Annotated in this window: 19 protein-coding genes; 9 read left to right on the forward strand and 10 right to left on the reverse strand. The window is 57.5% G+C overall.

Annotated elements, in window-relative coordinates:
- Positions 1–7 precede the first annotated feature (7 nt).
- The 6 genes from ACKC9G_RS13485 to ACKC9G_RS13510 form a co-directional block, all read right to left on the reverse strand.
- Positions 8–3,862 (reverse strand): translocation/assembly module TamB domain-containing protein, encoded by a 3,855-nt coding sequence (locus tag ACKC9G_RS13485; RefSeq protein WP_411406231.1) that lies wholly within the window; start codon positions 3,860–3,862, stop codon positions 8–10.
- Positions 3,859–5,721 (reverse strand): autotransporter assembly complex protein TamA, encoded by a 1,863-nt coding sequence (locus ACKC9G_RS13490; protein ID WP_411406233.1) that lies wholly within the window; start codon positions 5,719–5,721, stop codon positions 3,859–3,861. Before ACKC9G_RS13490 ends, ACKC9G_RS13485 begins: the two co-directional genes overlap by 4 nt.
- Before the next feature lie 207 nt (positions 5,722–5,928).
- Positions 5,929–7,851 carry a diguanylate cyclase domain-containing protein gene (locus ACKC9G_RS13495; protein ID WP_411406235.1) on the reverse strand — a complete coding sequence of 641 codons (1,923 nt, stop codon included), beginning with the start codon at positions 7,849–7,851 and terminating at the stop codon, positions 5,929–5,931.
- 84 nt (positions 7,852–7,935) lie between these two features.
- On the reverse strand, positions 7,936–8,535 hold the full coding sequence (locus tag ACKC9G_RS13500; protein ID WP_411406237.1) for a histidine phosphatase family protein: 600 nt from the start codon (positions 8,533–8,535) through the stop codon (positions 7,936–7,938).
- Positions 8,535–9,674: a glycosyltransferase family 4 protein gene (locus tag ACKC9G_RS13505; protein WP_411406239.1), complete on the reverse strand. Its 1,140-nt coding sequence runs from the start codon at positions 9,672–9,674 to the stop codon at positions 8,535–8,537. The genes ACKC9G_RS13500 and ACKC9G_RS13505 overlap by 1 nt, the downstream gene beginning before the upstream one ends.
- On the reverse strand, positions 9,644–10,939 hold the full coding sequence (locus ACKC9G_RS13510; RefSeq protein WP_411406241.1) for a glycosyltransferase family 4 protein: 1,296 nt from the start codon (positions 10,937–10,939) through the stop codon (positions 9,644–9,646). The genes ACKC9G_RS13505 and ACKC9G_RS13510 overlap by 31 nt, the downstream gene beginning before the upstream one ends.
- Before the next feature lie 156 nt (positions 10,940–11,095).
- Here ACKC9G_RS13510 and ACKC9G_RS13515 point away from each other — a divergent pair, with 156 nt between their 5' ends.
- The 4 genes from ACKC9G_RS13515 to ACKC9G_RS13530 all read left to right on the forward strand — a co-directional run bounded on the left by ACKC9G_RS13515 (position 11,096) and on the right by ACKC9G_RS13530 (position 17,701).
- Entirely contained in the window at positions 11,096–13,711 is a 2,616-nt protein-coding gene (locus tag ACKC9G_RS13515; protein WP_411406243.1) for an ABC transporter transmembrane domain-containing protein, read from the forward strand.
- A gap of 42 nt (positions 13,712–13,753) precedes the next feature.
- On the forward strand, positions 13,754–15,934 hold the full coding sequence (locus tag ACKC9G_RS13520; protein ID WP_411406245.1) for a mechanosensitive ion channel family protein: 2,181 nt from the start codon (positions 13,754–13,756) through the stop codon (positions 15,932–15,934).
- Positions 15,935–15,973: 39 nt separating this feature from the next.
- Positions 15,974–16,933, forward strand: coding sequence for a LysR family transcriptional regulator (locus ACKC9G_RS13525; RefSeq protein ID WP_411406247.1), 960 nt, complete (start codon positions 15,974–15,976; stop codon positions 16,931–16,933).
- Positions 16,934–17,248: 315 nt separating this feature from the next.
- Positions 17,249–17,701, forward strand: coding sequence for a NirD/YgiW/YdeI family stress tolerance protein (locus tag ACKC9G_RS13530; RefSeq protein WP_411406249.1), 453 nt, complete (start codon positions 17,249–17,251; stop codon positions 17,699–17,701).
- Positions 17,702–17,939: 238 nt separating this feature from the next.
- Here the strand turns inward: ACKC9G_RS13530 and ACKC9G_RS13535 are convergent, their stop codons facing one another.
- Positions 17,940–19,394, reverse strand: coding sequence for an NAD-dependent succinate-semialdehyde dehydrogenase (locus ACKC9G_RS13535; protein WP_411406251.1), 1,455 nt, complete (start codon positions 19,392–19,394; stop codon positions 17,940–17,942).
- Positions 19,395–19,792: 398 nt separating this feature from the next.
- Here ACKC9G_RS13535 and ACKC9G_RS13540 point away from each other — a divergent pair, with 398 nt between their 5' ends.
- Entirely contained in the window at positions 19,793–20,545 is a 753-nt protein-coding gene (locus tag ACKC9G_RS13540; protein WP_411406253.1) for a sulfite exporter TauE/SafE family protein, read from the forward strand.
- A 24-nt stretch (positions 20,546–20,569) separates the two neighbouring features.
- Here the strand turns inward: ACKC9G_RS13540 and ACKC9G_RS13545 are convergent, their stop codons facing one another.
- Positions 20,570–21,466 (reverse strand): LysR family transcriptional regulator, encoded by an 897-nt coding sequence (locus ACKC9G_RS13545; protein WP_411406255.1) that lies wholly within the window; start codon positions 21,464–21,466, stop codon positions 20,570–20,572.
- A 163-nt stretch (positions 21,467–21,629) separates the two neighbouring features.
- Between ACKC9G_RS13545 and ACKC9G_RS13550 the strand changes: the two genes are divergently transcribed.
- Entirely contained in the window at positions 21,630–22,880 is a 1,251-nt protein-coding gene (locus ACKC9G_RS13550; RefSeq protein WP_411406257.1) for an MFS transporter, read from the forward strand.
- Between the two features lie 18 nt (positions 22,881–22,898).
- Here ACKC9G_RS13550 and ACKC9G_RS13555 read toward each other — a convergent pair whose 3' ends face one another.
- Both ACKC9G_RS13555 and ACKC9G_RS13560 read right to left on the reverse strand, forming a co-directional pair.
- On the reverse strand, positions 22,899–23,471 hold the full coding sequence (locus ACKC9G_RS13555) for a GNAT family N-acetyltransferase (RefSeq protein WP_411406259.1): 573 nt from the start codon (positions 23,469–23,471) through the stop codon (positions 22,899–22,901).
- Positions 23,471–23,944, reverse strand: coding sequence for an Lrp/AsnC family transcriptional regulator (locus ACKC9G_RS13560; RefSeq protein ID WP_411406261.1), 474 nt, complete (start codon positions 23,942–23,944; stop codon positions 23,471–23,473). The genes ACKC9G_RS13555 and ACKC9G_RS13560 overlap by 1 nt, the downstream gene beginning before the upstream one ends.
- 267 nt (positions 23,945–24,211) lie before the next feature.
- Between ACKC9G_RS13560 and exbB the strand changes: the two genes are divergently transcribed.
- Genes exbB through ACKC9G_RS13575 form a run of 3 tightly spaced genes read left to right on the forward strand, consistent with a single transcriptional unit; the run spans position 24,212 to position 26,498 of the window.
- Positions 24,212–25,219, forward strand: a complete 1,008-nt coding sequence (gene exbB / locus ACKC9G_RS13565) for a tonB-system energizer ExbB (protein ID WP_411406263.1) — start codon at positions 24,212–24,214, stop codon at positions 25,217–25,219.
- Positions 25,220–25,221: 2 nt separating this feature from the next.
- Positions 25,222–25,644: a TonB system transport protein ExbD gene (exbD, locus tag ACKC9G_RS13570; protein WP_411406265.1), complete on the forward strand. Its 423-nt coding sequence runs from the start codon at positions 25,222–25,224 to the stop codon at positions 25,642–25,644.
- Positions 25,644–26,498, forward strand: coding sequence for an energy transducer TonB (locus tag ACKC9G_RS13575; RefSeq protein WP_411406267.1), 855 nt, complete (start codon positions 25,644–25,646; stop codon positions 26,496–26,498). Before exbD ends, ACKC9G_RS13575 begins: the two co-directional genes overlap by 1 nt.
- The last annotated feature ends 199 nt before the right edge of the window (positions 26,499–26,697 follow it).

The raw sequence follows: 26,697 nt of genomic DNA on the forward strand, positions 1-26,697 counted from the left end.
GTCTGGCTTAACGTTCAAGGGTATAGAATATATCCGCACCACTTGAGGTGGTACCTGCCTGTGACTCGAAATTGACATGGTTAGTCAGTTTGTAGCGCACCAGGAAGGTATTTGCCGGGTCCACCAGACCCACGCCGTACTTGATGTACAGGGACGGAGTCAGATACTTGCCAATATACACCGAGGCTGCATCAAGGCTGTCGCCGGTATCGATACCGATATCATCCAGATTAAAGGTATCGCCAATCCCGCCCAGTATCTTGTTACTGCCGCTGGCACCCAGCGCGAGGGCTGCCTTCATCATCATTTCCTGCTCAGAGCTGGAAGCCGCATCCGGGCCACGGCCCAGAATAAGGTAGGAAAGCTGGGCGCTGTTTGGCATCGCGGGGGTGGAGAAAAGATCGAGCTTGGGTGCCTTGATGGTGCCACTGACCCGCGCGCCAACGGTTACGCCATCATCCTCGAAGTCACGAGTGACGCGCATATCCAGTCCTGGGTTACTCACCGGTCCGCCGGTAAAGACCAGGCTGCCGCGGTCAATGTTGAGATCCTGTCCGTAAATGCGGTACTGGCCAGCGGCGACATTGATATTCCCGCTGGCAGTCGCCGCGCGATTGGCACTTTGATTGACCATCAGGCTGCCTTCGAGGCGACCATTAAAGCCAAAGGCATTTACGCGCACATCTTTGCCGAGGTTAAGTCGCAGGGCGACATTCAGCGCCTGCTGGCCGGGCAGCTGGCTAACATCATCTCCTTCGCCTTTGACGATCACCGCATCGCTGGAGCTGGTGATCGCGGAGGTATAGGTTGGCGGGCTGATCATCGCTTTGGGTACGGTAATCTCGCCTGTCACATCAATGCTTTGCGGCGCCACTTTGACCTGCATGTCCGGGCTGATGTAAGCCTGAATTTCCTCTGTTCCCATCGCCTGGAAGTTGTCACCCTTGATCTGCAGATTCACCTTGCCCGCCAGTGGCTCAAGATCGCCACTGAGATTGAGTTTACCCTTGCCGGACGTCACCGCACCGGTAAGGAGCATCTGCTCGGGATTGGCCGGATCATCGGCAAGGTTCAGGCTCATGTCTTTCAGCTCAAGCCCTGCCATCGGGATGGCCGCGCTGGCATTTTGCAGAGCAAGCTGGCCGGAAACCTTGGGTTTGGCGAGTGTACCGGCCAGGTTGATATCACCGTTGAGCTGACCTTTGATCTCCTGCACTTGTGGGGCAAAGACGCTGATCAGTGTCAGATCCTGAAGGTTCGTGTTGAGGTTGCCACTGAGCTGGCCTTTCTTGCTGACACCGGTGACTTTGACGTTGGCATCCAGTTGGCCATCCAGCTCCTTCAGTGCCAAACGCAGGCGGGCCGTGAGATTATCCTTCGCGCCCTCCGCATGGACGCTGACGTCATTCAGGCTCAGGCGCGTGTTCTGTGCCGCGGCGACCGTCATCGCTGCGCCTTGCAGGTTCACATCCGCCTGATAGGTGGGAAAGCCTGTGGCTCCCTGTGAAAAGTTAGCTTTGGCGTTCACTGTGCCTTCGACGCTGTCGGTGCCTGGCAGGAAGCCTGTGAGCTGCGATAATGGCAGGGCGCTCAGCTCGACGTTTGCCTTGGTGCCGGATTTCTGGCTCCAGTTGGCCGTCGAGCACAGGCGGCCATCACCGCCACGTTCCTGCTGCAGGCACAGATTGGTGAGTTTGGCGCTGCTGGCGCTGGCTTCAAGCGGGGTGGCTGAGGCCATCGCCCAGGGCCCGATCAGCTCCTGGAAAACACTCAGCTTGCTGATCTGGCCTTTCCATACCTGCGAATCCTGCCAGTCGCCATTGAGCTGGGTGTCGAGGCTGAGGTTCGGGCCTTTGGCCTGAACGGCCAGCTGATGCTGATGCTGACGGCCACTACCCTGCACCTTCAGGCTATCAATACGCTGGGTTCCCGCCTGAATACCGGAGGCGTTGAGCTGAATATCCGCAGGCTTGCTCCAGCCAAGGTCGACAAAGACCTGGGTATCGAGGTTCGCCAGACGATTCTGGCCATAGCCCAGGTCTTTTGCCGTCCCTTTGGCATTAATGATGGGGGCTTGTCGTGTGCCGGTCACTGTGCCGTTGAGGCTTAATGCGCCGCGAGCAGCAGGCATCAGCGCGTGAAGATCAGTGGCGCTCAGTGCCCAGTCCAGATTGACCGCATCACCGAGTTTGCCGCTACTGATCAGCTTGGCATTACCCCAGCTGACGTTGAGCTGGTTGATATCCACACTCTGACCCGCCAGTTGCAGACTGCCGGTGCCGGCGATCTTCTGCTGATGCAGCTCACCGTCCAGTTTTTCGATGGTCATGGCGACAGTGGGTGAGCCTGCCTTGATGGTGCCGTCGGTTTGCAGACGGGCGTTCAACTGGCCTTTCATATCCGGCCACTTGGCGCCGGGATTGATCTTGTCTGCGGTCACCGCCAATTTCCACAATGGCTGAGGAGCCCAGCCTGCCTGGCCGCTGGCTTTCAGCTGACCTTCCAGCGTATTGAGAACCAGATCCAGCTGGCTGAACCCTTCCGTGTTGCCGATGCCATCCAGTGTCAGATCTGTGGGGGGAATATCCTGACCCGCGACACTGGCGGTGGTGTTGAGCCTAAATTTATCCAGCGGCCCGGTGACGGCCAACGTGCCCTTGCTGCTTTTTACCGTGGGCGTTGCTGAAACAGGGTAAGCCAGCTGCTGCCATTTGCCCTTGAGATCCAGCACTGGGGTGCCGGTTAGCTCGGTGACTTTACCTTCGAGGTGAATCCGGGCTTGTTGGTCTTCCTGCTCAGCAGAGTCCGGCAGCAGCAGATCCAGCGTATCGAGGGTGACGGAGCTGAAGTCGGATGCCAGACGGCTATCGAGCTGCGTTTTACCGACTTCAGGCAGGCTGGTTTCCAGATGAATCACTGCAGAAGCCTCAGACAGGCTGCCTTTGCCTTCAATGGTGCCGTCCAGTTCGCTGCCTTCGAGGCTGGGAGTTGCCGCACTCAGGGCGACTTTTTCTGCGGTGATTTTCGCCTGCCAGGTCAGCTCGCTCAGCACCTTGTTGAGCGTAGCATTGAGGTCCAGATCACCGGCGCCAGTGATGTGCTGGTCGACGGTTAACTGTTCTGTGAGATTGCCTGACACCTTACCCTGACCGGTCAGCGTTGGGCGGTCAGGCAATGTCAGGGTCCAGTCCAGATTCATGGCCAGCGGATAGTTACCCTGCGGGGTCAGTTGGCCGGTCAGACTGGCTTTCCCCTGAGGCGCATCCACCGCGAGCTGCTGCAACTGCCACTCATCGCCATCAACAGACAGCGACAGTCGGGCATTATTGATGACGATGGTGCTGCCGCTGGCCTGATGGATCTGGGCGTTATTCAGGCTGATGTCCTGGATATCCAGCGCAACAGGCAGCTGAATATCAGGCAGGGTAAAGGGTTCATTACTGGCGGGCGTTTCGGTGGGCGGGGGCAGCGTAAGCTCCAATCCGTTGGCGCTCAACGTGTTGAGACGCAGGCGCGGCGTCAGGCTGATCAGTCCAAGAGGGCGCCAATCCAGCACGATGTCTTGCAGGGCGACCTTGAGCCCCTGTTCATTCTGATAACTGAGATTGGAGAATTCCAGCCGGTCACTGAGGCTGCCTTCGACGCTTTCATAGCTGAGCTTTCCGGGAATAACGCCTTGCACCTGTCCGAGCAGCCAGCGTGTGCCGGAGGCTGTGCTCACCAGCCAGCTGAGGCCGACTGCTACCATCAGGATCAGACCAAAGAGCACGGCCAGCAGCCAGTGCCACCAGCGTAAACCCTTGCGGGGAGAAGCGGGCGGTGGCGTTGGCGGTGTTGCAGGTGAAGCGGAGGGTTGGCTCACAGGTCAGGTCCCAGACTGAAATGAAGACGAACGGTTCGGTCCTCGTTAAGGGGATGGGCAAGGTCGACCCGCACGGGGCCAACGGGCGATTGCCAGCGCACGCCAACACCTACGGCAGAGTTCATGGATTCGCTGTAGTCATCAAAGGCATTTCCGGAGTCGAAGAACACGGCGGCACGCCAGTCTTCCTTGACCTGATAGTCGGCCTCAAGGCTGCCCACCAGCAGGTACTGGCCGCCGACGACGTCGCCATCGCTGTTGGTCGGGCCGAGGCTCTTGTAGGCATAGCCACGTACGCTGTTATCACCACCGGCATAGAAGCGGTGGGAAGTGGGGATCTTGTTGAAGTCATCGGCCCAGGTCGAGCCGACATCGGCACGGGCGAGCAGGCGCATCTTTGGCGTGACCGAGAAAATGTATTTGCCGTGGGCGGCACCCTGCACAAAGGTGGTATCCGACAAGGCACCCTCAAGCCCGCCCAGCACATTGAAACTCAGGCGATAACCCTGACGCGGGTTCAGCGGGTTCCTGGCTTTGGTATAGCTCCATTCTGCCCCCGGTAGCAGGAATAAAGAGGATTTATCCTCGTTATCCAGCGTGTAGTTTTCCTGCTCAAGATCGATGGACAGGGTGCGTTGCCAGTTGTTGTCCAGTGTCTTCTGCCAGCTTGAGCCAACCGAGAGGGTTTCTGACTTGGTGGTGTCAGAGTCTTCGGTGGCATAGCTGGTGGTAAAGCGGTACTCATCCGTCTGCGGTTGTTCTCCGGGGATGATGTAGTTCAGGGTCAGGTCATTTTTGACCTCGGACAGCAGCAGCGAGGTATTGAACTTGTGGCCGCGGTCATTCACCCAGCGGCGGGTCTGATCGAAGCGCATACGGGCGCCGGTATCGGTGCCATAGCCAAGGCCAAAACGGTAGCGGCTGCGTTTATTGGGTTCGAGGGTGACATCAATGGGCACCACGCCATCTTTGGCCTGATCCCAGCGAGGCTGCACTTCAATACGGCCGAAGTATTCGCTGTCGGCCAGCGCACTCTGCAGATTTAAAAGCTTGCGCGAGTTGATGTAGTCGCCTTCCTTGAAGGTGAGGTAGCGTTCCAGCAGCTCCTGCCGAACAGGAGAGTCGGAGAAACTGATCTTGCCAATGCGATAACGCGGCCCGGTTTTCAGCACCAGTGTGACGCTGGCTTCGTAAGTGTCGAGGTTAATGCCGAGACGTTGGGTTGAGTAGGTCGCATCGTAATAGCCGCGCTCAATCGCCTCATTCTGCAGGTAGGTTTTAAACCCTTCATAGTCAGCATGGCTCAGAGGCTGGCCGGTTTTCAGCGGCGACTTGTCCAGCAGGCGTTCCAGATAGCGGTCATCCTTGCCTTCACCTTCTAAAGCAATGGAAATTTTGCCATAGGGCATGACGGTGCCGGGGGTAATGGTATAGGTCGCCTGCCAGCGGTCGCCGTCCTGCTTGAGTGAGGTGTCAATTTCGGGATGGTAGTAGCCAAAGGGCGCCATGGCTTGACGAATATCACTCTCTGCCTGCTGATGCAGGTAGCGCAGACGCGCCGTTCCGGGAACGGTTTTGCCGTTAAAGCGGTAAATGCCCAGCAGCGCGCGAATGTTCTCGGCAACTTTGTCCGGTACGCCGGTAATGGTGACATTCAGGGTATTGGCTTTACTGGCCGGCTTGGTGCTCGTGGGCTGGGCTTTATCTGCCGCCGCACCATCGGCAGCGTGACTCCTGGCTGGAATGACGAGTAGCGCAATCGCTGCAAAAACGATCGTTAGCAGGAGAAGACGCCAGTGGTTGGAGATCGATTCGCTGCGAGGACAGCGAAGCGTCCGGGTCACTAAAGCCTGAGTCACAATGAGTCCTTGCATTGCGGCATGGGACGACTGAACGCTCGTCCGAACAACGGCCAGTCGATAAAGCCTGTGGGGTTAAATGCGCTTTTCATTATGTAGGGATAAGTGATCACAAGTAAAAGCATCTGCCTGCATTGAAACATCAAGACCCAATTGTCAGTGCCCGTTCAAAGCGAAAGAAGGCGAAAGAAGGCCAGGTCGTGCAGATCAGTTTAGCCGTTCATTGCGTGGAGCGAGGGTGGAGTTTGGCTGAGACAGATAATGGGACAAGACCCGATCAAGACTTTCGCCCTTGCTGAAGCGCGTACCTTGCAGAAGATCGGCACCGGGGGTGGGAGGGAGCGGTTTGCCTTCATCGTCGGTGGCAAAGGCCAACAGACGAATGCCCAACTGATCGGCCATTTCTGAGAAAACCGACAGTACTGTGTGATAGCGCGGCTGCGAGGCACTTTCGCGGCTCAGGCGTGGTTCAATCATCAGAATATCCAGAGGCAGGTTGGCAACCATTTGCAGACTGTCGTAGCTCTCGCCGGTGCTGTACAGCTGAGTACGAATCCCCATGGCACGCATCTCATTCATGATCGGAATGCCACGCGATACATCATCGCGGAACATGCGCTCGTTAAAGCCGACAATCAGCTGTGAGGCATTAATAACATGACGTTGCAGCGTCTGTGCGACCCAGCTTGGCAACATGGGGGTCAGCAGTGAGGGCGGCACATCCAGCTGGATATCCAGATGCAGGGGCAGCGGATTCTCACTGTGATGGTAATCGTAGGTCAGGCGTTCAAACACCCAGTGCGCCAGATTCTGCGAGAGGTTGGCAGGCTCGGTCAGGGCCAGAATGCCGTAGGCATCAATGGAACCCTGTGTAGGGTGGTGCCAGACCGGATGGGCGCGCAGTGCCTTAAGTTCGCCGGTGGATTGGCTCTCGATGGGGGTGTAGGTCAGCTGCAGGGTCGAGTTCTCATCACAGAAACTCAGCTGCTCGCGCAGCTCCATCATCAATTGGCGCTGACGCTGGGCTTCATCGGCCAGCGCCTGTTGGTATAACTCAACGTGATCCGACGTTGCACGGCGTGCCAGCTCCTGCGCCTTATAACCGTTACTCAGCAGCTCCTGCGGCGTGGTGCCGTGAATCGGATAAATACAGATGCCAATACGGGTGTCGAGCTGGGTCTGGCGGCCGCTCATCTGATAATCAAACACCAGTGACTGGCGGAAGAAACGCGCCTTTTCCAGTGCCTCAGCTTCGCTTCTGACCTGGCGCAGAATGACCGCAAAGCTGTCCTGCTCAAGCCTTGCGACCATGTCCTGACTACGAATGTGTTCACGCAGGCGCTGGGCAACCTTAATCAACAGCTCATCGCCCTGAGCATGGCCAAGCCGCTGGTTCAGCTCTTTAAAGCCGTTCAGCTTGATCATCACCAGCGCAAAATAGGGCATGTCCGGTTGCGCGCGATGAATCAGCTCGTTGAGTTGATCCTGCAAACGGGCACGGTTGGCCACACCGGTAAGCGCATCCTGATGGGCCAGGCGGCCGTAGAGATTAACCCGACGAATCAGTACGTAAATCAATGCCAGTGTCAGGATAAAAAGCCCTGCCAGCAGCCAGGCCATGTGCTTTTGCGAGGCCAGAATCCCCTCATACATCTTGGTGGATTCTTTGCCGGTGAAATTCATCATCACCAGTTCGCGGACCTGATCGAGAAAGGGGAAGAAGGCCTTTTCCAGCCCGCGAATACTGCTTTGATCATCCGCCTTGAGCTGGGTGATGGTCTCTTCATTGTTCTGCAGTGTGGTATAGAGATTGCGAATCTTGGATTCAGCATCAAAGCGGGCGCGCAGGGTGCGGTTTTCCTTGCCGATCAGAAAGACATTGAGCCGATTCCACAGCAGGTCATAGGAAAACATCAACTTGTCATGATCGATATTGCCCGCATCGTAGAGGGCAATATTGGTGTAGAACTTCTGCAGCTCCAGCTCCATTTGTGCCAGAGACCAGGCCGAATACTGGATGTGGTTGGAGACCAGACGGGCAGTACGGTACTGATTGACCATCGACACGCTGGTCGCCGTCATCAGGACAATAAGTATGGTGATAAGAATGACGAGAGGAAGACGCTTCATCACGTTATCCGGCTAGCTGATAAAAAGCCCAGTCACGCAGAGGTGTTGAAGGCGCGAATACGCCGAACATAGCACGCCGGTCGATTATCGCCAATCATCCTCATGGCCTAGATTGGCGGCCTGCAGGCGTAACTGGCCATTCTCGTAGTGAAAAAGCTGTGCGGCTTCCCAGTCCAGACGCACCGGCGCTTTCCCCAGCATGGGCCAGCCGGTGGCCAGCGCCAGCGCCGAACGGATCACACCTTTATGGCACACAGCGCCGACGTCGCTGAATCCTTCCAGCAGGCGCTGCTCGCAAAAAGCCAGCAATCGCTGGCCGACTTCACGGGGGCTTTCTCCCCGAGGCGGGCGCATATCCAGACCCTGATCCTCCATTTGCTGCATCTCGTCGCCCAAGCGTGCGCGAAGTTCTGGCAGGCGCTCACCTTCCCAGTCGCCCCAGTCCATTTCGATGAGTAGCGGGTCGATGCTGACGTTCAGTCCCAGCGCCTCTGCCGTTTGCCGGGTGCGAATCAGCGGGCTGCTAAACCAGCTCAGATGCTGGCTGCGCTTTGGCAGAATGCGGGTTGCCTGAGCATCCCTGCCTGCTTCACTCAGCGGAATATCCGTTCGGCCCTGAATGCGCTTTTCGCCATTCCATTCAGTAGGGCCATGACGTAATAAAAGCAGGTGAAGTCCGGCCATCAGTGAGTCTCCAAAAGGGGGCGAAGAGTGTTGGCCAGTTGCTGGCTGGCGGCGGTAAGACTATGACGTTTCGCCATTTGCTCCCTGGCGTGCTGGCCTCGTTGTGCAAGTTGCGCGGCCCAGTCATCGGCTAACAGTAGCGTCTCCAGCTGGCGGGCAAGGGCATCGGCATCACGCCTGGGCGTCAGCAGGCTGGCCGGTGTGGCGACGACATTGGCGACGCCGCCTTCCTCCCCGGCCAGTACCGCCGTCCCCATTGCCTGGGCTTCCAGGAGTGCCATACCAAACGCTTCGTTGACCGCAGGCCAGACGAAGAGATCGGCGGCGGCAAGCCAGGTGTACACCTGCTCGGGCGGCTGTTGGCCGAGGTAGTGCACGGGCAGCCCGGCAAGTGTTGCTTCCACCTCGGGTCGAGCCTGACCATCGCCAATGACGATCAGCTCAAAAGGCGCGGTGAGCTGTGCCAGCGCTTTGCCCAGCAGCGTAAAAGAGGCGAGCTTATCACCCGGACGCATCATGGCCACGCTGATCAGCCAGGGCCGCTCGGATGTGATGCCCTGTTGCGCTGCCAGCTTAGCCTTGGTGGGCAGTGCCTCAGCCGCAGGCAGACTGGCTAAGTCCATAAAGGGCGGTAATGCGACCAAGGGCGCCTGCTCGCCCAGCACGGTGCTTAACCCCTGCTGATCCTTCGGATTGAGACAAAAAAGTGCTTGCGCTGCGCGCAGGGCATCCAGTGAGTGAGACCAGTTAAAGTGCCAGGGGCCATGGGCCTTTCGCTCTGACCAGGAGCCCTCGGCAATCACATAGGGAATCCCCAGCGCCTGGGCTACCCGCGGGCCGATCCAGTCCGGTGCCTTGTGATAATGATGGTAGGTAAACCACAGGCGCGGGCGCAGCTGCGCGGGAAGTCGCTGATAGCGCCGCACCAGCCGGTCCGCGAGCTTCTCGGCCACGCTTTTGAGTCGGCGCTGATAGCCCTCATCACCTTTGCCATCGCGACTGCGCAGCCGTGATGCCAGATGAACCTCGAAGCCTGCCAGCGTTAAGGCCTGACAAAACAGCCGCGCCAGTGCCCGGTCACCCGATGGGTTGGGGTGATCTGGTGCCTTTAGTGGGGCGTAGAAGGCGATGGGCAGCATGATGCGCTATCAGTATGCGGGTGGTCGTGATGGAACAGATGCTGAAGCTGATCAATACCGCGATCCATGGCGAATACCTCCCGCACGCGCTCATAGCCCCCATTTGCCAGACGCTGACGCAGTTCAGGCTCGCGGATCAGCCGGGCGAGGGCGGTGGCCAGCGCCGGTGCATCACTCTGCGGCACCAGCAGGCCGGTCTCTTCATGACGGATCAGCTCGGGGATGCCGGAAATGTCGGTGGAGAGGCAGGAAAGCCGCTGGCTTTGGGCCTCCATCAGTACGTTGGGCAGGCCATCGCGGTCGCCATCTTCAGTGATGCGCGAGGCCAGTACAAAAAGATCAGACTGGCGGTAGGCCTCCAGAACTTCAACCTGCGCCAGTGCCCCTTGCCAGTGAATATGCTCGCTGATGCCGAGGCGCTCCGCTTGTGCTTTTAGTGTCTCAAGCTCGCTACCGCCGCCGATGTGGGTGAATTGCCAGTGCAGGTCTTTGGGCAGGCTGGCCAGTGCTTCGAGCAGGATGTCATAGCCTTTTTTCGGTACGGCCCGACCCACAGAGACCAGACGTACTGGCTGCGAGGCATCACTGCCGTCACGCTGGGAGTGCTCCGTCGGCGGCGTATCAAAGCGGTTAAAGTCCAGCCCGTGGTAGACCAGATTGACCCGCGCCGGTTCCGCGGCAAGGCTCTGCAGGTAGTGATAGTTTGCCTCGGTGCAGGTCGCGATCCACTCCAGCTCCTGCAGCTTTTCCTTCAGTTCCCAGCTTTCCAGCGTCCAGATATCCTTGGCGTGGGCGGAAGCGGACCAGGGCAGGTCTTTCAGCAACGCTGTGTAGCGTGTTACCGAGGCGGGGGTGTGAATAAAATGCGCGTACAAATGCTGGTACTCAGGCGGCAGCTCATGCGCCAGCACCAACGCCTGCCCGAAACGCCGAACCCGGTTGCGGTTCAGGTCGCGGCGCAGGTCCCGCCAGAAACTTTTCAGCGCTTTGCCAAACCCTGGCGCTCGCAGGCTACCGAACAGCGCTTTCAGCACACGCAGCGGCTCTTCATGCAGATACTCTGGCAGATAGAGTACCGGCGCCTGGATCTCATCATGGATCGGGTGCGTGCGTTTATCGGTGGGGTGACGCAGGGACACCAGCAGAATCTTCATGCCCCGCTTTTCCAGCGCACGAATTTCCTGAGCGATAAAAGTTTCCGATAGACGTGGATAGCCTTTTAGAATGAGGGCTATAGTGTTGGGTTTGCCGTCAGTGTGATTCAAGCACAGGCTCCTTGCGAAATTCGGTCGGCCACAGGCGGATCAGAGCGGGAGCGGCAGTTTTCCACGGCATCCAGACCACCTTGCGGCGTGACGGGCCTTCTCGGCGCGCAGGCCAGAGTGTGGTGGGGCGCTCCCCAGAGGTCAACAGGCAGGATCATGGAATCATCGATCTTCAGATACATCCTTAAGCATACCAAGCGGGATCAGGTCATCATCCTGTTGCTGACCGTGGCATCTCTGCCTTTTATGTATGCCACGCTCGAAGTTCCCAAGAAAATCATCAACGATGCCATCGGTGGCGCCAACATCCCGGACCAGATTCTGGGTTTCCCCATGGAGCAGATCACCTATCTGGTCGTGCTCTGCGTGGTCTTTCTGGTGCTGGTGATTATCAACGGCGTCATGAAGTACATTCTGAATGTCTACCGCGGGGTGGTGGGCGAGCGCATGTTGCGCCGTCTGCGTTTTGAGCTGTTCGGGCAGATGCTGCGTTTCCCGCTGCCGCACTACAAAAAAATCTCCCAGGGCGAGATGCTGCCCATCCTCATTTCCGAGACTGAGCCGATTGGTGGTTTTGTCGGTGAGGCCTTCGCCTTGCCAGCCTTTCAGGGTGGCATGCTGCTGACCTACATCTTCTTTATTTTTAACCAGTCGATCTGGCTGGGCCTGCTGGCGACGGCGCTCTATCCCTTTCAGTTCTGGCTGATTCCGAAACTACAGGCGGTGGTGAACCGGCTGGCCAAAGAGCGCGTGCTGACGGTGCGTAAACTCGGCGATCGCCTAAGCGATTCCATTAATGGCATGCAGGAAATCCACGCCAATAATACTGCGCGCTATGAGCGAGCGGTCATCAGCTCCTGGCTTGGCACGATCTTTCGTATCCGTTACGACATTTACAAGCGCAAGTTCTTCATCAAGTTTCTGAACAACTTTCTGGCGCAGGTGACACCGTTCTTTTTCTATCTCGTCGGTGGTTATTACGTCATTAACGGGCAGCTGTCCCTCGGGGCACTGGTCACTGCTATCGCGGCCTTCAAAGAGCTGAATGACCCCTGGAAAGAGCTGCTGACCTATTACCAGACCCGTGAAGATGTGCGCATCAAGTACGAGCAGATCATCGAGCAGTTTCACCCCAACGGCATGCTTGATACCGAGCTGCAGGAAGCGCCAACGGCACCGCTCAGGTTTGGCAAGGAATCCTGGCATGCCAGTAATCTGGGCTACGCCGAACATGCCGGTTACCAGTTGCTGGAGCGGCTGAACTTTCGTCTGCCGATGAACCAGAGCATCGCTATTGTCGGTAATGCCTCCAGCGGCAAGGATGAGCTGGCGCGTTTGCTGGCGCGGCTTTACTGGCCGACCCAGGGCAAGCTGACGCTGGGGGAGGCGGACATTCGCCAGTTACCTCAGTCGACGTTGGGGCACCAGCTCGGTTATGTCAGCGACAGCGCCCATATTTTCTCCGGCAGCCTGCGCAATAACCTGTTTTACGGCCTGTTCTCGGCGGCGCGTGCCTATGCTGAAGAGCAACAGTGGCAGGTCAAACAGGCCCAGCTTTCCGGTAATGCCGAGGATGATCCGGGTCAGGACTGGACCGACCTTGACCGTCTGGGGATTGAGAACGAACACCAGCTTCACGCCAAACTGGTGGATGTGCTGGAGCTAGTGGATCTCAAACAGGATGTGTTGCAACTGGGGCTCTTTGGCAAGCTGGCCGAGGAAGATCCGGCATTGAGTGAGCAGATTGTCTCGGCGCGTCATGTGCTGCGCCAGCGTCTGCAGGAAGACGACTATCAGGGGCTGGTTGAGGTCTTTGATGAGCGTATCTACAACGAAAACCTGAACGTGATTGAAAACCTCATGTTTGGCATCGTCGCCAACAATCAGTGGAGCTACGAAGAGCTGGCGGCGCGGCAGGGACTGCAGGATTTTCTGCGCGAGCAGGAGTTGTTCAGGCCTTTCGTGAAGATCGGAATCGAGATTACCTCCACCATGGTGGATCTCTTCTCGGACATGGAAGAGAACGCTGATCTGTTCGAGCGTTTCAGTTTCATCCAGTTTGATGAGCTGCCGGAATACCGCGCCATGCTCTCGCGCATTCGCGATACCGATAATCTGGAGTCGCTGGGTAGCGAAACCGTGGCCAAATTGCTGGCGCTCACCTTCCAGCTGTCCGTGGCCCGCCATCGTTTGGGACTGGTCGACAAAAGCCTGCAGGGGCGCATTCTCTATGCAAGGCAGCACTTCGCCACCCGCATGAAGCGCATTGGTATTGAGTTCTATCCCTTTGATCCTGAGGCCTACAACATCGGTCTCAGTGTGCAGGATAACCTGCTGTTCGGTCGCACCGCCTTTGGTCAGGCTCGTGCTCAGAGCCGCATTGGTACCCTGATGCGCGAGGTGGTGGACTCCGAGGGGCTGGAAGGCAGCCTGTTGGAAATCGGTCTGGACTTTCATGTGGGGACGGCCGGTTCACGTCTCTCGGTCACCCAGCGCCAGAAAACGGCGATCGCCCGTGCGCTGCTCAAGCAGCCGGATATTCTTATTTTCAATCAGGCCACCTCCGGTCTGGACCCCAGCGCGGAAGTGCGTCTGATCGACCGTATTCTGGCGAGCTACCATGAGACGACTCAGGTATGGGTGCTGAATCGGGCGGATCTGGCCAGTCGTATGGATCAGGTGCTGGTCATGGAACGTGGACAACTGGTCGATCAGGGCAGTTACGAAGAAGTCAGTCGGGAAGGTTCCACCTTTAGCCAGCTCAGCGGCTAGGTGATCTTTACCTCTTACAGGGAATGCGGGCAGGAGCAGGAAATGATCGCAAAGGGGCGTGATTTTCGGTGGTTGTGGTGTCGGTTAGGTCTTTTGTTGCTGTGTTGCCTTGCGGGTGTGAGCTCCGCCGCAACATTGCAGAGCAGTGATTACAATACCCAGGCCAATGCCCGCGCAGCGACCATGCTGCAGCAGGTACGTGAGCAGTCCAGCATGTTTCAGGGGCGGGTCGATGAGGCCCGTCAGGCGCTGAGCGATTTTTCTCCGCTGGAGCCCGTCTGGGGGCGCATCACCGATTACCGCGGAACCAGCGGCGTCCTGATGCTGGTCGGGTTATTGATCGGTATGGTGCTGGTGGGCTATCTGGTCGAGCGGCTGGTGAGCTGGCGTATGAGGTCGGTGGAGGCGCGCCTTGAAGATGCCCGCTCGGAAGAGCTGGCGACCCGCCTGGGTTACATTGGCCTCAGGCTGATGATGGATCTGATCCGGGTGTTGTTCTATGGGCTGGGCGCCTGGTTTTTTGCCCTGTACAGCGTCGAGGAGGATAACCCTATGCGGGTCGTCTTGCTGGCGGCATTACCGGTGGCCATGACGTTCCGGCTGGTGCGGGTTTTCTCCCGCGCCCTCTTTGCTCCTCATGCCAAGGGCATTCGCATGCTGCCACTGGCGTGCCATCCTGCCCAGTCCTTTCATCACTGGGTGCTGCTGTTTACGCTGGTGGTGGCCCTGAATACCCACGGTGCTAATCTGCTGTTTGATATGGGCACGCCGGAGATTTATCTGAATCTGCTGGTGCCCATCAATGGCCTGATCATGACGGCGATTGCCCTGGTCTGCCTGGTGCGCAATCGCGCTTCTCTGGAATTTATCTTCAATGACAGCACGCGCTGTCAGAACGACACGGTGCGCCGTGCCATCCTGCAAAGCTGGCCGGTCATGGCGACGGTCTGGCTGCTGGTGCTCTGGCTGGTGTGGAGCTACAACATTTTCACGGGCAACGACATGCTGGCCGAGCGGTTATCGCGGGCATGGTGGCTGACGATTCTGTTCCCGCTGATTGACCGGGTGTTTAATGCCTGTCTTCGCAAGCTGGTGGCCCTGCCCTTCCTGCAAAGCCAGACCTTCCGTGCCCGTAGCGAGCGCTTCATCAGCATCCTGCAAAATGGCCTGCGGCTTCTGATGCTGTCAGTGGCGCTGGTGACGCTTCTGGATGTGCTGGGTTACGGTGCCTGGCGCATGATGGAAAACTCCATGGTGCACCAGCTTGGTCAGGCGCTGATCAACGTACTCATTATTGCGCTGGTGGCCTACGTTGCCTGGGAGATGATTCAGTCGCTGATTGAACGGCATTTGCCGGAAGAATCGCTGGAAGGCGGTAATCTGGAAGGTGAGGGCGGCGGTACCGGCGCGACCCGCACCGAAACCCTGCTGCCGCTGCTGCGCTCCTTTATTCTCGTGATTCTTGTGGTCACGACCGTGCTTAGCATGCTGAACGCCTTGGGCGTGCAAATCGGCCCGCTGCTCGCCGGTGCCGGTGTGGTCGGTATCGCGGTCGGCTTTGGTGCCCAGAAACTGGTGCAGGACATTATCTCCGGTGTGTTTTTTCTGGTCGATGATGCCTTTCGCCGGGGCGAATATATCGAGGTGGCCGGCCTCAAGGGCACGGTCGAGAAAATCGCCCTGCGCTCCATGCGCTTGCGCCATCACCTCGGTGCGGTGCAAACCATTCCTTACAGCGAAATTGCCACGGTCAAAAACCTGAGCCGTGACTGGGTCACCATGAAGCTGGAGTTCCGGCTGCCTTATGACACGGATGTGGAGCAGGTGCGCAGGATCGTTAAAAAAGTCGGTCTTAAAATGCTGGAAGATGAGGAAATGGGCCCCTCTTTCCTGTTGCCTCTCAAATCTCAGGGGGTGATGCGGGTGGAAGAGTCCGCACTGATCTTCCGTATGAAGTTCACGACCAAGCCCGGTGAGCAATGGGTGATTCGCCGTGAAGCTTACCGGTTGGTGAAAGAGGCGCTGGAAGCCGCCGGGCTGTCGTTTGCCCACCGTGCTGTGCATGTGCTGATGCCGGGGGCTGCCAGTGCTGAAACCCTGACGCCCGAGGAAATGGAAGCGCAGGCTTCAGCCGCCGCAACGGCGGTGGCCAGCAGTGTGGCGGCGGAAGAGGCGCGGCGCCAGTCCCGGGTGGATGAAACCACGCCCTCGGATGACCGCTAATCGTTCGGCTGTCTAACTCATTGCAGACAAGGAGACCGCGTGGCCACGTCCGGATTCGGTTTTGATCTCAAGGCATTGCAGGTGTTTGTGCAGGTCGTGGAAACCGGCAACCTGACCTATGCTGCCGAGCGTCTGGGGCTGACCCAATCGTCGGTCTCCCAGACCCTGTCGAACCTGGAGCGCAGCATGGAGGCGCAGCTGCTTGATCGCTCGGTGCGACCGCTGCATGTCACTACCGCAGGGCGCTTCTTTTACGACCGGGCCTGTCAGTTACTGGATGAGGCGCGCAAGACCAGCCTGGATATGCAGCGCGGTCACTTTAAACTGCGTCATGTGCGCATTGCGCTGGTGGACTCGATGGCGACCGCTATTGGTCGTCCGTTGGTGGACATGGTGCGCAAGCGTACCGAAGACTGGTCGATCAGCACCGGCCTTTCCCATATGCACGCCCAGTCGCTGCTGAGCCGTCAGGTGGATATCGTCATCTCTGATGATGCGCTGGTGGATTACGATGACCTCTCACGCCACCCGATTCTGCGCGAGCCTCTGGTCATCGCCTTGCCGCCCCATTTCGAGGGTGACATTTCCAGTCTGGGGGCGATTCAAAAGCGGCTGGAGTTTGTACGTTACCAACCCCACTCGCTGATTGGTCAATCCGTGGAGCGCTATCTTCGCCGGGTGCAGATCAACCTGCCGCCAAGGCTTTATCTGGATAACACCTACGCCATCATGTCGATGGTCGCGGCCGGCGTCGGCTGGACCATTACCACTCCGCTTTGTCTCTATCAGACCGGCCTGATGCAGCATCAGGTGCGCTGTGTTCCTCTGCCCGGTGAGCCGGTGTATCGCGAGCTGACGCTGGTTTCACGTCGGAATGAGCTGTGGGATCTGCCCCGGGTGATCGCCGAGGACAGCCGTCAGATTTTGCAGGAGCAGTTCCTTACCCACATTCTCGACAACCTGCCGTGGCTGGCGGATCGTATTCAGATCGGCGAATAAACCGCGCTGATACATGCCTCACTTCTTGCTGCTGTTGATCGAGGAAAAATCTGCGCTTTCCCGTGCGCAATGATGGCTTTCAGGAAAGGCTGCTTGTGGATGGTTTTTCTGAGGCCCAGGCACGGCGCACCCTGGCGGCCAGCCCGCTGATGAGACAGAGCGAATCCTTGCTGAGGTTGGCACAGATGGCAATGAGGATGGAGGCCTTGGCAATGGCTCTGTGTAAATCGCGCATCGGCAGGAATCGCACAGAAACAGCTGGGTTAACAGGCGGGTGCTAGTATCGCTTCACCTTCCACCTCAGGTGATTGCACCATGAAAACCCTAACAAAACTTGGCGTATTAGCGATGGCAAGCACGTTTTCTGTGATGGCGGCGGCAGCGGAAACTGCTCCGGCCTCAACAGCAACGGCGGCTCCCCTGACTCACCAGAGTGCACCGGTTTCTTCCGGGAAAACGGCTGAAGCAAAAACCACGGCGACGAAGAAAGTGGCTGCTGAAAAGCAGGCGACCGCCAAGAAAGTCAGCACGGCCTACACCACGCCTGTCACGCTGCAGGGTCGTATCACCAAGCATCATTCCGGTGATCTCTACAGCATGAAGACTGACCAGGGCAAAGTGGTTTCCGTTCATATCCCGGGCAAGGTGCTGGCAAAGCACAAGCTGGCAGTGAACGATGAAGTCATGATCCACGGCAAACAGAGCAAGGCGAAAACCGTGATGGCCAGCAAACTGGACTTCGCGCCAAAAAAGGCCAAAGCCAGCTAAGCCCAAAACCTTCCGGCTCGGATGATGCCTCAGACTGGCCCGGCAGTGCGGGTTTGGGGTATCAGTCAGCACCGCAAGGTGAAGTGATGAGTCCGACAGACAAGGGTTAGCCCTTCCAGCAGGTAAAACGCAGCAGGCAAGACCGTTTCATTACAAAAGCCCGGGTTAGGTCACTCAGGGAAAACAAAAAGGGAGAGCTAATGCTCTCCCTTTTTTATGTGTGCAGGGTTAGCTGCTTTTAAAGCCCGGCAAGGCAGACGTATTTGATATTGAGGTAATCCTCGATGCCGTATTTGGAGCCTTCACGGCCCACACCGGATTCCTTGTAGCCACCAAAAGGGGCGACCTCTGAAGAGATTGCGCCGGTATTCACGCCGACAATACCGCTTTGCAGCGCCTCGGCGACCTTCCAGATACGACCGACATCACGGGCATAAAAGTACGAGGCCAAACCAAACTCGGTATCGTTGGCCAGGGTGATCACCTCATCATCTTTCTCAAATTTGAAGACGGGCGCCAGCGGGCCGAAGGTTTCTTCGCGGGCAAACTTCATCTGCGCAGTGGCATCGGCAATCACCGTGGGCTGGAAGAAATTTCCCCCCAGTGCATGTGGCTTGCCGCCGGTGATAAGTTTGCCACCTTTGCCGAGGGCATCCTCAATATGCTCTTTCACCTTGGTGACTGCATCGCCATTGATCAGCGGGCCCTGATCGACCCCTTCCTCAGTACCTTCGCCCACTTTAAGCGCTTCCACGGCGGTTTTCAGCTTGCTGACAAAGGCATCGTAGACGCCTGCCTGAACATACAGGCGGTTGGCGCACACGCAGGTTTGGCCGGAGTTACGGAACTTCGAGGCAATCGCACCTTCGACTGCCGCATCAATATCGGCATCGTCAAAGACGATAAAGGGCGCATTACCGCCAAGCTCCATGGAAACTTTCTTCACCGTGTCTGCGCTGGCACGCATGAGTGCTTTGCCCACATCGGTGGAGCCGGTGAAGGTGAGTTTGCGCACGATGGGAGAGTCAGTGAGGGTTTTACCAATGTCGGAAGAGGAGCCCGTGATCACGTTCAGTACACCGGCGGGCACGCCTGCCTCCTCTGCCAGTACCGCCATCGCCAGTGCGGTAAGCGGTGTCGCCGAGGCAGGCTTGACGACTAGGGTGCAGCCAGAGGCCAGCGCCGGGCCGGCTTTACGGGTAATCATCGCGGCAGGGAAATTCCAAGGGGTGATGGCGGCGCACACACCGACAGGCTCTTTCATCACCAGCACACGACGATCATTGGCAAAAGTCGGGATGGTATCGCCATAGATACGTTTGCCTTCCTCGGCAAACCACTCAATAAAGGAGGCCGCATAGCTCACTTCGCCTTTGGCTTCCTTCAGGCTTTTACCCTGCTCAGTGGTCATAAGCAGGGCCAGATCATCGGCGTGCTCATTCATCAGTTCAAACCAGCGACGCAGAATGCCGGAGCGTTCCTTGGCGGTTTTGGCGCGCCAGGCGGGCAGGGCTTTCTCTGCCGCCGCAATGGCCTGAGTTGTTTCCTTGCTGCCCAGCTTGGGCACTGTGCAGATCCGCTTGTCGGTCGCAGGGTTGGTGACTTCAATGGTCTCGCCGTTAATGGCATCAACCCATTCACCGTTGATCAGACACTGGGTTTTCAACAAGTCGGTTTTTTTCAGATTCAGCATGACAATCCTCATCCTATCCGGGGCATGTGAAAGGGCAGTCAGGTGAGAGAGGGACTCCCGACCTTGTCCTGGCTGTCCTGTCCAGGCAGTGGGTTCTTGCAGGCCCGCCATCAAGGCGCGTTACCTGTAAAACATCGTGTTGTTATTTGTGGGGCAGGGCGGTCCGGCTTTAAAGGGCGTCAGGCTATGAGAAAAGCGGGTGTGACGCGCAAGCGTACGCATGACGTGCTCCGGCCGGGATGTGCGCAAGCGTGTAAGTGTGTTTCCTGACGGCAGAGCGTTTCCGGATTTGCCGCAGTCAAGTGTGCGCCTAAGGTGTTAGCATGGTGTGTTCTTTGATGTGCCATCCGACAAACCGGTGGCGGTCACTACCTCAGTTTCTGCGATAGCGAGAAAGCATGAGCCCCGTCGATATTATCGTCACCCTTGGGTTGGTGGCGCTTGGCAGTTATGTCCAGACCCTCACAGGATTTGCCTTTGGGCTTATCGTGATCGGCAGTATGACCCTGACGGGCATGGCGCCGATTGCCACCTCGGCGGTGGTGATCAGTGCATTGAGCCTGTTTAACAGCCTTTGCTCTGTGTGGGGAAAGCAGCGCTCGATTCGCTGGCCGCTACTGTGGCTGCTGCTTGCAGGCTCGGTACCAACGATTGCGCTGGGGCTGTGGCTACTCACGGTACTGGGCGATTACACCGGCAGGCTCGAAGCCGGGCTTGGGGCGTTGATTGTGGCCTGTAGCCTGCTGATGACCTGGAAGCCAGCACCACGCACGACCCTGGCAGGCAAAGGCACCTTTGTGTTCACAGGCTTGCTCTCAGGGGTGATGGGTGGCTTGTTTGCGACTTCCGGCCCGCCCTCGGCCTTTACTCTCTACCGTCAGCCATTGCCGATGGCGGAAATCCGCGCGACCCTGCAGACCCTGTTTATCTTCACTGCGCTCATTCGTATCGGTATGGCGATTCCCACCGGGCAGGTGAATCACACCACGCTAATGCTGAGCCTTGCCGGCATGCCCGTGGTGTTTGTGGCCACCATGATAGCGCGGCGTTTTCGTCCGCCGGTGAGTGATGAAGGCCTGCGGCGCATTGCTTTTGGTTTGCTGATGCTGACCGGTTTCAGTTTGATGGCCGCCGGTTTAATGGCGCACTGAGAACGATCACATCAGACGGCCACTTCAGACTGGAGTGGCGCGATGCTGCTCATCGCTCTGCTCCAGCACAAAGTCGACAAAAGCCTGATTGGCGCGGGACAGATAACCCTCCCGGCGCCAGGCCAGGCAGAGATCGAGAATAATCGGCGGGTTAAAGGACAGAGTGATCAGCTCCGGATCATCCTCGATGGCCATCTTCAGCAGGGTGGAGATCCCGAAACCGTGTTTGACGATGGAGCGAATCAGCGGCACCAGATTGGTTTCAAAGCTGATATTGGGCGTGCAGCCCACCTCGCCAGCCAGGCGATCCAGCACCTTGCGGTGAAAGTAACCCTGACGAAACATCACCAGTTCTTCCTGAAAGAACTCCTGCAGAGTGACGCTGGAAGTGTCAGCAAAACGATGGTCACGGCTGACGGTGACCAGCATTTCCTCGCGCAGAATGGTGCGCGCTTCCAGCTCCGGCGGCACCAGTTCGGACTCAATCACCGCCAGATCCAGCTCACCTTTTTCCAGCATTTGCTGCAGTTGCCAGGTGCCGCCTTCCTGCACGGAAAAAGTCAGGTTGGGATAGCGGTGTTTAAAGGCCATTAGAATCGGCGGGAAATGGAAGGAGCCGAGCATGCTCGGGATACCAACACGTACCGTGCCCTGGGTCAGGCCCTTCAGCTCCTGCATTTCCAACTGTGCATCCTGCACCACCTGAAGGATTCGCCCTGCCTGCTCAAACAGACGTTTGCCTTCATCAGTCAGGGCAATGGTGCGTTCATGACGGTGAAACAGGGTCAGTTCGAGTTCGGCTTCCAGCTTGCGAATCGCCATGCTGACGGCGGGTTGGGCGAGCTTTAACTGCTCTGCGGCACGGGTAAAACTGCCAAGACGTGCGACTTCATAAAAGTAGCGCAGCGGTTTGATTTCCATGGCGGGGCCTGCGGGCGTTCAACACGGGCGCCAACCCGGCGAAGCCATAAGTGATAATTATTGGTTTGATAATAGGCATATATTTTAATTATGGAAAGCCGGTCGCTATAGTGCCCAGCATTCGCTATTGCGGATTCACTCAAGCACGACAAGGGTACTGATCATGACCGAAGCACGCATTCATGCTGGCAGCCGCGCGTACTGGCGGGCCACACTGGCGTTGTGCCTCGGCTCATTCATGATTTTCTCGAACCTTTATGTCACACAGCCGCTGCTGCCCATGCTGGCGCACACCTTTGGTATCTCGGCGCTGGAAGCCTCAGCCAGCTTCACCATCTCGACCCTGACGCTGGGAATCTCCCTGCTGGTGTACGGCCCTTTGTCCGATGCGCTTGGGCGCCGCGGCATCATGCTGTTCACCATGGCAGGCGTGTTGCTGACAACGCTTTGCCTATCGCAGGTGCAGGAATATTCCTGGCTGATAGTGCTGCGTGCCTTGCAGGGCTTTTTCCTCGGAGGCCTGCCGGCCATTGCTGTGGCCTATATGGGCGATGAGTTTGACCGCGAAGCCTTGGTCATGGCGGTTGGGCTGTATATCTCGGCCAACTCTTTAGGGGGCATTGGTGGTCGTCTGATGGGTGGCTTCTTTGGTGAAGCCTTTGGCTGGTCGACCACCTTTCTGATCGTCGGGGTGGTGAGCCTGATCATACTGGCGGTGTTTTTTGCCCTCCTGCCGCATTCGCGCCATTTTCAGCCGCAGCGTTTCCGCCTTGGTGTCTCCCTTGGCAACATGGGCGCTCATCTTAAGAACCCGCTACTGATCCTCGCTTATCTGATTGGCGGCTTTAACTTCTTTATCTTTATTAACCAGTACAGCTACATCACCTTTGTGCTGGGCAGCGAGCCGTATTCACTCTCGCCCAAATACCTGGGCCTGCTGTTTCTGACGTATCTCACCGGTACTCTGGCATCGACCGTTGCCGGTAAGGTCGGGCGGCATGTGCCCCAGCCGCTTTGCATGGCGGGCGGTATCGTCATTTTGATGATTGGTACGCTGGTGACCCTGTCTCATGCGCTGCCGCTGATTATTCTTGGCTTCTTTATCAACAGCTTCGGCTTCTTCTTTGCGCATTCCACGGCGAGTAGCTGGGTCAGCCGTAATGCGCTGAAAGCCAAGGCCAGCGCCAGCTCCATGTACCTGGTGTTCTATTACATCGGCGCCAGTACGGGAGGGCTCTATCTGCATCCCTTCTGGGAGTGGATGGGTTGGCAGGGTGTCGTGATGGGCTCGTGGATTGTGCTGGCAGGAACGCTGACGGCGGCGCTCTGTCTTTACCGACTGTCAGTGAAAGCGCAGGACAAGGACACGCAGAGCGTGTCGGCGGCAGCCAGCGCCGTCGGGCAAGGCAGCTGAGTTCGTCACGCGACTCACTCAGTTATCGCCGACCAGTTTCCACCACCAGTGCCGCAGAACGGAGCGGCTATGGCGGTATTCCCAGGCATCCGTAAGGGTTGGCTGTCGATAGAGATAGCGCACACGCACGAAACCGCGTTTTTCCAGCACCCGCTGTGAGGCATGGTTATCCACATTCACCGTCGCGGTCAGATAGCGAAAGCCCTGAGTGCGATAGGCCAGTTCCATCAGCTCAGTCAGCGCCTGCGTCGCAATCCCCTGATTACAGGCATGTTCGGCAATACGGTAACCCACTGAACCGCCACGACGGTCGCGGCTTAGACGCCGCAGATTGGCGCGGCCGACCAGTTCGCCATCATCACTGAATACCAGCAGTGGCCAGATGCGGCCATGACGGTGATCTTCCCCCAGCTCGGCAATATGGTTACGCACACCCTTGTGCGAATAAAAGTCGGGCTCGCGATCTTCCCCGGTGCGGCGAAACCATTCGCGGTTGGCATTCTCAAAGGCCAGCAAGACTTTGGCATGGTGTGTTCCCAATGCTGAGAAGCGCACGCCATCAATAGGGTGGGGAAAGTGGTGGGGTGCCATCAGTCCAGATGATCAGTGCTGATGGCGGACTTGTTGATCGGCGACTTCATGACGAAGCTTGAGTGCACGCCGGTCACCCCTTCAATGGTGGTGATGCGGTTCAGCAGAAAGTCCTGAAAGGCATCCATATCCTTCACCAGAATCTTAAGCACATAGTCGGCGGACTGGCCGGTGATCAGGTGGCATTCCAGCACTTCAGGATAGCTACCCACCAGCTGTTCAAAGTTGGCAAAGCGCGCGGGCGTGTGGCGGTCCATACTGATCTGAATAAAGGCCATCAGACTCAGGCCAAGTTTGCGGGCATTCAGGTGCGCCCGATAACCTTCGATAATGCCTTCATCTTCCAGCCGTTTGACCCGGCGAAGGCATGGGGAGGGGGAGAGCTGAATGCGATCAGCCAGATCCTGATTGCTGATGCGGCCTTCCTGCTGAAGGATATCCAGAATGCGGCGATCATAACGGTTAAAGCTCATGACGCTGAACGTGCCCTGTCCTGAGTGAAAGTCTTCTGGGCTATGATGCGGTGGGTCGCTGGTAAAAGGCAATGCCTGAGAAGGGCTGCCTGGAAAATGCCTGCTCTCTGCGACAGAGCGATGCGCCATTCATAAGCGAACGAGGGTTGTAAGTGATAATGAGAGAAATTATCATTACCAAATACCTTACTGAACGATATGCCTCTGACTGGCCATTATTCGTCTTATTGCAAGCGAGCCAGAACTGAGCAGGATGGATGCAGGCTTATGAAACTCACCTCTTGGGTACTCCGGGTTCTCTTCCTGACAGCAGCGCTGGCAGGAACCTCCATGCAGGCTTCGGCCGATGAAGAGCCGGGTAGTACACCGCCTGCAACACTCTCGGCTCCCGCCGAAAACGCCACTCCTTCTGTCTCTAATGTCACTGAGCCTTCTGATAACACCGGTCTTTTGGATTCAGCAGCTCCTAGCCAGGCAGCTTCTACTGAACAAGCCAATGCAGACACTTCACTGGCGACCGCACCAGATGCCGCGCCTGCCGAAGAAAACAGTCCACAGGCGATTGAAGCACTGCTTCCTCATGACCTGACCCCGATGGGCATGTTCAATGCTGCCGACTGGGTGGTTAAGGCGGTGATGCTGGGTCTGGCCTTCGCCTCTCTGGTAACCTGGACCGTCGCGCTCTATAAAGGCATCGAGATTCTGCGCGCCAAGCGCCGTGCCCGTCAGCTGTTAAACGGACTGGGTGAGAGTGGCACCTTGCGCGATGCTCTGGCCGTGGTGAAAGGAGACAACTCCCAAAGTGCGGTAATGGTGCAGGCTGCGGAGTACGAGCTGGTGCTGTCTGCACGCCATGAAGCCTTCGACAAGGAAGGGGTCAAAGAGCGTGTGGATTCCCGTCTCAATCGAGTTGAAGCCCAGGCGGCGCGCCGTATGAACCTTGGCACAGGCGTGCTGGCAACCATCGGCTCGACCTCTCCCTTTGTCGGTCTTTTTGGTACCGTCTGGGGCATTATGAACAGCTTTATTGGTATCTCTCAGTCGCAGACGACCAATCTTGCGGTTGTCGCTCCCGGTATTGCCGAAGCACTGCTCGCCACAGCGATTGGCCTGGTGGCGGCAATTCCTGCCGTTGTGCTCTACAACCACTTCGCCCGCAGCATTGGTGCCTACAAGGCACTGATGGCAGACACCTCGGCGGAGGTCGGCCGTATTGTTTCCCGTGATCTGGATCGCCAGCCGATTGCCACTCCCCTGCGTAAAGTCGGGAGCTGAGCATGGCCGGTGGACTCCATCACGGTGATGATGACCTCACCGAAAACCACGAAATCAACGTCACTCCTTTTATCGACGTCATTCTGGTGCTGTTGATTATCTTTATGGTGGCTGCGCCGCTGGCGACTGTGAGTGTGCCGGTGGACCTGCCAAGCTCCAGTGCTAAGCCTGTGCCTCAGCCGGAAAAGCCCATTTACCTTACGCTGAAGGACGATCTTTCGGTGGTGCTCGGTGAAGCGCCGGTCGCCAAGGGCAGCCTTAAGGCGATGCTGGATCAGGCCACGGGTTCTGATCATGACAAGCGACTCTTCCTGCGTGCAGACAAAGGCGTGCCTTACGGTGAGCTGATGACGTTGATGAATCAGCTGCGCGCAGCAGGTTATCTCAAGATCGGACTGGTCGGGCTGGAACAGGCGAGTCATTGATGATCCCCGGAATCACAGAACCCCAGGGTATCCGCTGGCGTAAGGTCGCGGGCATCAGTGCCTGCGCTTTGGTTATCGCAGCGCTGCATGCGGCTATCTTGCTGCCCTTGGTGATGGCCGATGCTGAGCCACCGCTGCCGCCCACCGCACCGGAAGCCATCATGATTGAGCTGGCGCCGATGCCGGAAGCTCCCAAGGTGGCAGAAGAAATCGCGCCGACGCCACCTCCGCCTCCACCAGAAGAAGAGCCACCTGCACCGCCCGAGCCGGAGGTGTTGCCTGAACCTGAGCCTGTGGAAGAAACCCCGGAACCACCGCCTGAGGTGAAGCCCGAGGTGGTGATTCCCAAGGTGGAAAAGAAGGTTGAGAAAAAGCCTGAGCCCAGGGTAGAGAAAAAACCGGAGCCTAAACCCGAACCTAAGCCAAAGCCCAGACCCAAGCCACCTGAGCCGCCCAAAAAAGTCGAGCCGCAGCCTGAGCAGCCACCCAAGGCGCAGGCTAAAGAAGCGAAACAGGCCGAAGTCGCCAAAGCAGCCCCTGTGGATCCGGGAGTGCTGGCTCAGCGCAAGCAGGCCGAGCGCTCATGGAAAAGCGAGCTGATGGCGCATCTGGCGCGTAACTACCGTTATCCGCGGGCGGCAAGGATTCGGCATCAGTCCGGTATCGTGACTGTCAGCGTGACGGTTAGTCGCAGCGGTGAGGTGCTGTCTGCCCGAGTGGTTAAAAGTGCGGGTTCTGAAATTCTCGATGACGATGCCGTCCAGCTGTTGCACCGTTCGAGCCCGTTGCCAGCACCGCCTTCGCATCAGTCGGAAAGCTTCAGTATTCCGATCCGCTATAGTCTCAATCGCTAGGCGCGAGCTTCTCCTCTGACTTTCCTCTCCAGACAGGCCACCTTCGGGTGGCCTTGTTGTTGCTGCTGCCTGTGATTTTCACCTCTGCCTATTGAAGCTTTGCTTAAAGTGGTTAATTGCGCTTAATTTTTTAAAGTGTGGAATATTGTGCTCGTATATTTATTTTTATGGCATTTAAATAGCTGTTTATCGTGATTGT

Source organism: Pokkaliibacter sp. CJK22405 (assembly GCF_046614695.1).
Taxonomy (GTDB): Bacteria; Pseudomonadota; Gammaproteobacteria; order Pseudomonadales; family Balneatricaceae; genus Pokkaliibacter.